The following is a 6,759-nucleotide window of genomic DNA, read 5'->3' as shown; positions in this document are numbered from 1 at the left end:
AACAACCCCGACCGCATCGTGCTGAAGAAGTACGACCCGGTCGTCCGCAAGCACGTCGAATTCCGAGAGGAGCGCTGATCCATGGCGAAGAAGAGCAAGATCGCGCGCAACAAGCAGCGCGCTGAAGTCGTCGCCCGCTACGCCGAGAAGCGCGCCGAACTGAAGAAGGCCCTGGTCGACCCGAACTCGACCGACGAGCAGCGCGAGGCCGCCCGCGTCGGCCTCCAGAAGCTGCCCCGTAACGCCTCGCCGGTGCGTCTGCGCAACCGCGACGCGATCGACGGACGCCCCCGCGGCAACCTGTCGAAGTTCGGCATCTCGCGGGTTCGCTTCCGCGACATGGCCCACCGCGGCGAACTGCCCGGTGTGACCAAGTCGAGCTGGTAAGACCACCTGACACGACGGCCCGGACCTCCTCGGAGGGCCGGGCCGTCGGGCGTCCGGACCCGCGGATGCCCGGTCTCGCCGCCGGGTGCAAACCAGTCACACCAGTCACAACAGCAACATCAGTCACATCCGTCACGAAACACGCGCAAAGTTCCCTGGGGAACGCCGGAAATCCGCGGAATGTCGCGGCTCGTGGGTATATTCGGTCGCGGTCGCATGACCAACCGGGCGGTGTCCACCGCTCGGGAAGACGTACCGGCGTAACCCGCCCCTCTGGAGGACAACCCCAATGGCTATCACCAAGACCGAGCTCGTTGCCAGCATCGCCAGCGCGACGGGTCAGAGCCAGTCGACCGTCTCGGGCGTGCTCGACTCGCTGTTCGCAACCGTGTCCGAGGCCGTCGCCAAGGGCGAGAAGGTCTCGATCCCCGGCTACATCGCCTTCGAGTCCGTGGCCACCGCCGCGCGCACGGGCCGCAACCCGCAGACCGGCGCCGAGAGCAAGATCCCGGCCGGCAAGCGCGTCAAGGTGACCGCCGGCTCCAAGCTGAAGGCCGCCGTCAAGTAAGACGCTCCCACGACAGCAGAGGGGGGATGCCCGCGGGCATCCCCCCTCTGCTGTGCGCGCATCGGGCCCCGCCGCCGCGACGTAGGCTGAATGGGTGAACTCCCGCGCGCTCCGCTTCGCCGGACCGGCGATCCTCGCGGCGGTCGCCCTCGTGGCCCTGGTGGGCAGCCTCGCCTTCGGCGGCGGCGCGGCCCCGCTGCTGGTCGGCGACCCCGGTCCGGTCGTGCGCTGGATGCTGCCGGTGGCGCAACTGGCCGTCAACCTCTCCGCAGCGGTCATGGTCGGCGCCCTCGTGCTCGCGCTGTTCGGCTTGCGTGCGGGCGAGCGCCCGTTCGAGGCGGCGGTGGATGCGGCATCCGTCGGCGCGGCGATCTTCACGGTGGCGGCCGCGGCGACGGCCTATCTCACGTTCCTCAATGTCTTCAACGCGACGCCGAGCGCCGGCGAGGTGTTCGGTCGCCAACTGGGGGACTTCCTCGTCGGCACCGAACTGGGCCTGGCGTGGCTGCTCACCACGCTGTTCGGCGCCGTGCTGACCGTGCTGACCTTCGCCTTCCGCGGCTGGACCGCCACGCTGCTGATCGCCGCCCTCGCGGTGGTCGCCCTCATCCCGATGGCCACGCAGGGTCACTCGGGCGACGAGGCCGACCACAACATCGCCGTCACCGCGCTGGCCCTCCACATCGGCGGCGCCGCCGTCTGGGTGGGTGGGCTCCTGACGCTCACGGTGGTGCGCGGCCACCTGGATCGGGAGCGGATGCTCGCACTGCTGCGCCGGTACTCGTCGGTCGCCCTCGCCGTCTTCGTCGTGGTGGCCGGTTCGGGCATTGCCCGCGCGACCGTCGGGGTGGTCTCGTGGGAGTACCTCGTCTCGCCCTACGGCGCGATCCTGCTGACCAAGGTCGCCGCACTGCTGCTGGTGGGGGTGCTCGGTGCGGTGTACCGGTTGCGTCTGATCGAGGGCATCCGCACCGCCGCGACCGCGCACCGGTTCTGGTGGTTCATCGCGGTCGAATTCGCGGTGCTGGGCCTGGCCAGCGGCGCCGCCGTCGCGCTGTCGCGCACGCCGCCGCCGGTCGACACGACGCTGCCGCTGCCGGCCGTGCGCACCCCGTCGGAGTTTCTCACCGGGGCGCCCTTGCCGCCGGAGTTCACCCTGCAGCGCTGGCTCACGATGTGGGACATCGATCTGCTGTGGCTGTTCGTGGTCGGGTTTGGGCTGTTCTTCTACCTCGTGGGCGTGTGGCGGCTGCATCGCCGCGGCGACCGCTGGCCGATCTACCGCACCGTGCTGTGGGTGGCCGGGCTGGCGCTGCTGGCGTGGGTCACCTGCGGCCCGATGAACGCGTACCAGGACTACCTGTTCAGCATCCACATGCTCGGGCACATGCTGCTGACGATGGCGATCCCGATGTTCCTCGTGGTGGGGGCACCGGTCACCCTGGCCGCGCGCGCCATCCACCGCCGCACCGACGGCACCCGGGGTGGCCGGGAGTGGATCCTGTGGGCCGTGCACACGCCGTTCGCGAAGCTGGTCTCGCATCCGCTCGTCGCCGCGGCCGTGTTCATCGGGTCGCTGTGGCTGTTCTACTACAGCGACCTGTTCCGGTGGTCGCTCTACGATCACCTCGGCCACGAGTGGATGGTGGCGCACTTCCTCATCTCGGGGTACCTGTTCGTGCAGTCGCTCATCGGGATCGACCCGGTGCCGTTGCGCTACCCGTACCCGTTCCGGCTGCTCACGCTGCTGGGGGTGATGGCGATGCACGCCTTCTTCGGGCTGGCCATCATGATGAGCAATGCGCTGTTCGTCGCGGAGTGGTTCGGCTCGATGGGACGCACGTGGGGCCCCACGCCGCTGGAGGACCAGTACGTCGGCGGCGGCATCGCCTGGTCGGTCGGCGAGATTCCCACCCTGATTCTCGCCATCGTCGTCGCGATCCAGTGGAGCCAGTCCGACGAGCGGGCCCAGCGCCGCGCCGACCGGCACGCCGACCGCACCGACGAGCAGGAGCTCAAGGAGTACAACGCGCGACTGGCGGCTCTGGCCGAGCGCGATGCCCGCGCCGGGCGCTGATCACGCGGCGACGCACGCAGTCGACGTCAGTCCGGATTTCCTCGGGACGCGGCGGTGCGCTTTCGATAGTCGATGTACTGGAGCACGGCGACGGCCGCGGCAGCAGCCGACAGGCCGAGGACGACCTTGCCGATGATGAGGTCGAGGCCGAAGACGAAGACGGCGAGCAAGGTGCCGGCGATCGCACACAGCGCAGCGATGAGAGAAATGAGCATGCGGGACCAATCTCAGAGATGTATTTCGTGGGGATGGAGGGGGGCAACAATCGCGGGAACGTGACTCACGAGCACGACGACACGGAGTGCCGCGACGTGCGCGACAAGATCCTGGCAGTAGGCGAGCCCCTCACGGTCGATAGCCGAGAACGGTTCATCAAGCAGCAGGACCGGACTGTCTCGGGCCACCGTCATCGCGAACGCGACCTTCTCCCGCATGCCTTGGGAGAAGTTCCCGAGCACATCTGACCGCGTGGACATGCCCAGGTCGCTCAGCAGTGCGCCGAACCGGTCTCGAAACTGCGACTCCGCGCGCGCTGTGTATTGCCACAACTCCACCACGAGTGCGGCGTGCTCAGCGATCGTCAATTCGGGATACACCGGGAGCTCAGACGGCAAGTAGGCCACCTGTCCGCGCATCACTGGTCCACCATCCACCATCACCGATCCGTGAGTGGGTGCGCGCACACCCGCACACAGGTCAAGCAGGGTGGTCTTGCCCGCTCCGTTCCTGCCGCGCAACCACCACGTCGTGCCGGAAGCCAAACGGAAATTGACATTGCTTAGCGCGTCATCATCTCCGTGTGGATAGCGATAGGTAATTTCAGATAGCGCCAATTCACCCACGGATAAGTCCCAACATGAGGGAGATCAGGAGCAGGCTACCCCATATTGCTGTGACGGCGATCGCGGCACGTCGCGTGACCCCAGCGATTCGTACAAGCCCTCGTCCATAGGCGACGAGCAGCACCAGATTGATCAGGGTGGCCCCGGCCAGCACGGTCGTTGTCTGGGCGTGACTGACAAACACGTCCCACACGCCGATCGCGGAGACCAGGAGCATGCCGGCGGTGACGGCGGCAGTGCATGCGTAGAGGCGCCGGAAGCTGAAAACGCGATCGTGAAGCGCCGCGACGACACCGACCGCAGAGGCGATAATCAGGCTGACGATGGCGACGATCGGTATGGCGATGAGCCCGCCGATCCAGGCCGTGACCGGCGTCACCCCATCGGCGCCGATCACTCCGCTGACCAGCAACGCGTGTTGCACCATGAGGAGGGAACCGATCACCGCGCCGGCGAATGCCAGTGCCGTCATCAACGCGGCCAGCTTCGGGACCACGGTAGTACGGGGCGGGGAGACGCGTGGCTCAGGTGGCATGGGCGTGGTTGGCATGTGTCCTCACTCCGTGGATGTGTCAGGTCGATGGGGTTTGCAGATGGACGACGCTGAAAGAGCCCTCCACGAGTGCGGCAACTGTGAGGATGATCAGGCCGACAGCTAAGAGCACAACGAATTTGGTCGTGCTGCGGCGAACCGACACCGGGAGTGAACTGTTCACAGCCCAGGCGAGTGCACACGAAGCCGGTACGGCTGCTGCTGCGGCAATGATCGCGAAGCCGAGAAGTTCGAGACCCGCGTGTGGCGCCAGGCCTGTCATGAGCGTGTCGGCGTGTCCGCCGAGAGCGACCACCCGCACGACTTTCCCCACGAGCAGGCCGTTGGCGAACATTATCGCGACGGAGCTGATCGAGCAGGTGACGATTCCGGCGGTGAGGAGGACCAGCCCAACCCAGACGTTGTTGCGCGCGATCGCCGCGGCATCGGCAGTCGCGCCCGAGGGGTCCAGGTCGTCGATGGACAGCCCCGAGACGCTGGTGAGTGCACCTACACCGACGCCCACCACGAGTGCGACCGCCGTGCAGGCACCGGCGAGCAGCGGAAGGTGCAGGGTCCAGTCGGCACGGCGGTGCTGTGCTACGGCGTCGTCGCTCCCGTTCATCGCACTCTCCATGAGTCCCGGGCGGACCGGTACGAGTTGCCCACCCAGGAGCGCTCAGCGAAGAGCAGGAGCGGCGCGGCGATCACGTGGGTCACGAGAATCGCGAGCGAAAGCGAGAGTGGGATTGCTGGCGGGATCAGGTCGCCGGCCATCGCCACGAAGGCCGACGCCAACAACGGCGCGACAACGAGCGGGTAGCGCGGGAGGGCCTGCAGGGTGGACTGCACCGTCTCGGCCGCGGACCCGGTGCCCTGTTCGAACGTTCGTTCGTTCATCGCGTCGGGGATGAGCAAGGGGCCCATGAACCACTGCACGATCGGAGCGACGGCATTTACGACGAGTATCGACGCGACCAGGAGCAGTACCAGCAACCAGGGCAGACCGATCGCTGATGCGTATCCTCCGAGCCCGATGAGTGTGATCCCAGCGGCGGGGAGAACATGGGCTGCGAGTAAGACGCGTCGAGCGCGGAAGAGTGCGCGCATGCTTCCAGGTGGCGCCTGGAGGTAAAGCACAATCACGTGCCTTTCGGCGGCCAGTCCCAGTACCGGCGCGAGTGCAGCGCGGGCTTCCGTGGCCTGGTTGTGCGCAGCCACCGTGGCAGCGGTGATCAGCATGAGGAGCGCAGCCTCGGTCGAAGCTGCGGTGGCGGCAAGCACGGCACCACCACCCAGGAAGAACGTTGCTTCGCCTGTCGGGAGGATGATCAACCAGAAACGCTGAGCCAGTGCCCAGCGTTCGGCCATGAGCCGCCGCACCTGCACACGCAGCGGCATCCCGGCTCGACGCGTCAGCGTGCGGAGGAACATCAGCCAGGTGTCGAGTGCGTCGGGGCGATGGGTGCGCGATGTGAGATGGTCGCGGTCGGTCACGAGCACGGGCGGCAGGCGACCGAGGAGGAGGACGCCGCCCATCAGTGCCGCCACGATGATGGCACATGTGGGCCACATTGCAAACGTGCGCAGATCGACTCCGCCGAGCGCACCACCCAGATCCGCACGAACCCGCTCGATGATGGTGTCGATGAACTGGTGCCAGGTGTCGTCGCGGAGGATGAGGTCGACGTTCGTGACGGTGTCCGCGATGGCTTGTGGCACGTGCAACAGCAGGCGCGTGACTGTCCACCCGAGCGCGAGCATCACGAAGCCGATCAGGATCGCCACAAGCAGTCTTCCGGCACCGACTCGTCTCGACGCACGGGAGCGCGCGAGCCGTGTTGCAAGGCGGGAGCCCGCACGCACCGCAGCGCCGAAAGTGAAGGGAGATGCAATCAGGGTGGTGAAGGTTAGCCCGATCAGAACCGGTTGTGCGGTCTGTAGGGCGAGGCCGACCGATGCCAGCGGGAAGGGCAGCCAGGTGAGTGTACGCCGCGCGAGAGAGTATCGAAGACCCACCGCGGACAGCAGCGTTGCGGCTCCGTCCGGTGTCATCGGTGACTGACGCATCAATTCGCGGAAGGGGAAGATTCCGTCGCTGCGCCAGTTTCCTGCACCGACAATAGCGCCGGCGAGGCAGACGATTCCGAGTGCGACGATGGGCCATGTGGGGTCCGTCCGGTCTGGTACCACCCAAACGAGACCGACGGCGACGGCCACTGACCAGGTCGCGTCGATAGCGAGCGAGACGCCGAGGATTCGGCTCATGACGGAGTCGGTGCTACGTGCGGGATATTCCGCAGCGCACCATCGCATGACTGCACCGTCGGTGTGGTCGATGCGCTGCAAGAAT

9 protein-coding genes are annotated in these 6,759 nt (G+C 67.0%); 4 read left to right on the top strand and 5 right to left on the bottom strand.

The features are described from left to right. From rpmG to ACK5KK_RS14170, 4 genes are all read left to right on the top strand, one after another. Nucleotides 1-78: 50S ribosomal protein L33 (gene rpmG, locus ACK5KK_RS14185; RefSeq protein ID WP_416890735.1), on the top strand; the 78-nt coding region annotated here is incomplete at its 5' end. A gap of 3 nt (nt 79-81) precedes the next feature. Continuing rightward, nucleotides 82-387: a 30S ribosomal protein S14 gene (gene rpsN, locus ACK5KK_RS14180; protein ID WP_416890734.1), complete on the top strand. Its 306-nt coding sequence runs from the start codon at nt 82-84 to the stop codon at nt 385-387. A 289-nt stretch (nt 388-676) separates the two neighbouring features. Next, nucleotides 677-955, top strand: coding sequence for an HU family DNA-binding protein (locus tag ACK5KK_RS14175; RefSeq protein ID WP_416890733.1), 279 nt, complete (start codon nt 677-679; stop codon nt 953-955). 94 nt (nt 956-1,049) lie between these two features. Next, nucleotides 1,050-3,032, top strand: a complete 1,983-nt coding sequence (locus ACK5KK_RS14170; protein WP_416890732.1) for a cytochrome c oxidase assembly protein — start codon at nt 1,050-1,052, stop codon at nt 3,030-3,032. A gap of 26 nt (nt 3,033-3,058) precedes the next feature. On the opposite strand, the gene ACK5KK_RS14165 is transcribed toward ACK5KK_RS14170, so the two are convergent. The 5 genes from ACK5KK_RS14165 to ACK5KK_RS14145 form a co-directional block, all read right to left on the bottom strand. Further along, a complete protein-coding gene (locus tag ACK5KK_RS14165; RefSeq protein ID WP_416890731.1) occupies nt 3,059-3,247 on the bottom strand; it encodes a hypothetical protein in 189 nt (62 codons plus the stop codon). 12 nt (nt 3,248-3,259) lie between these two features. After that, nucleotides 3,260-3,874, bottom strand: a complete 615-nt coding sequence (locus ACK5KK_RS14160) for an ABC transporter ATP-binding protein (protein ID WP_416890730.1) — start codon at nt 3,872-3,874, stop codon at nt 3,260-3,262. Further along, nucleotides 3,867-4,370, bottom strand: coding sequence for a hypothetical protein (locus ACK5KK_RS14155; RefSeq protein ID WP_416890729.1), 504 nt, complete (start codon nt 4,368-4,370; stop codon nt 3,867-3,869). The genes ACK5KK_RS14160 and ACK5KK_RS14155 overlap by 8 nt, the downstream gene beginning before the upstream one ends. A 76-nt stretch (nt 4,371-4,446) precedes the next feature. Then, nucleotides 4,447-5,031, bottom strand: a complete 585-nt coding sequence (locus tag ACK5KK_RS14150) for a stage II sporulation protein M (protein WP_416890728.1) — start codon at nt 5,029-5,031, stop codon at nt 4,447-4,449. Further along, nucleotides 5,028-6,194: a hypothetical protein gene (locus ACK5KK_RS14145; protein WP_416890727.1), complete on the bottom strand. Its 1,167-nt coding sequence runs from the start codon at nt 6,192-6,194 to the stop codon at nt 5,028-5,030. The genes ACK5KK_RS14150 and ACK5KK_RS14145 overlap by 4 nt, the downstream gene beginning before the upstream one ends. Nucleotides 6,195-6,759 lie beyond the last annotated feature (565 nt).

The sequence above is a fragment of the Microbacterium sp. genome (genome assembly GCF_047972865.1).
GTDB lineage: Bacteria > Actinomycetota > Actinomycetes > Actinomycetales > Microbacteriaceae > Microbacterium.
The sequence above is the reverse complement of the archived record's forward strand: the minus strand, read 5'-3'. Positions and strand labels throughout refer to the sequence as shown.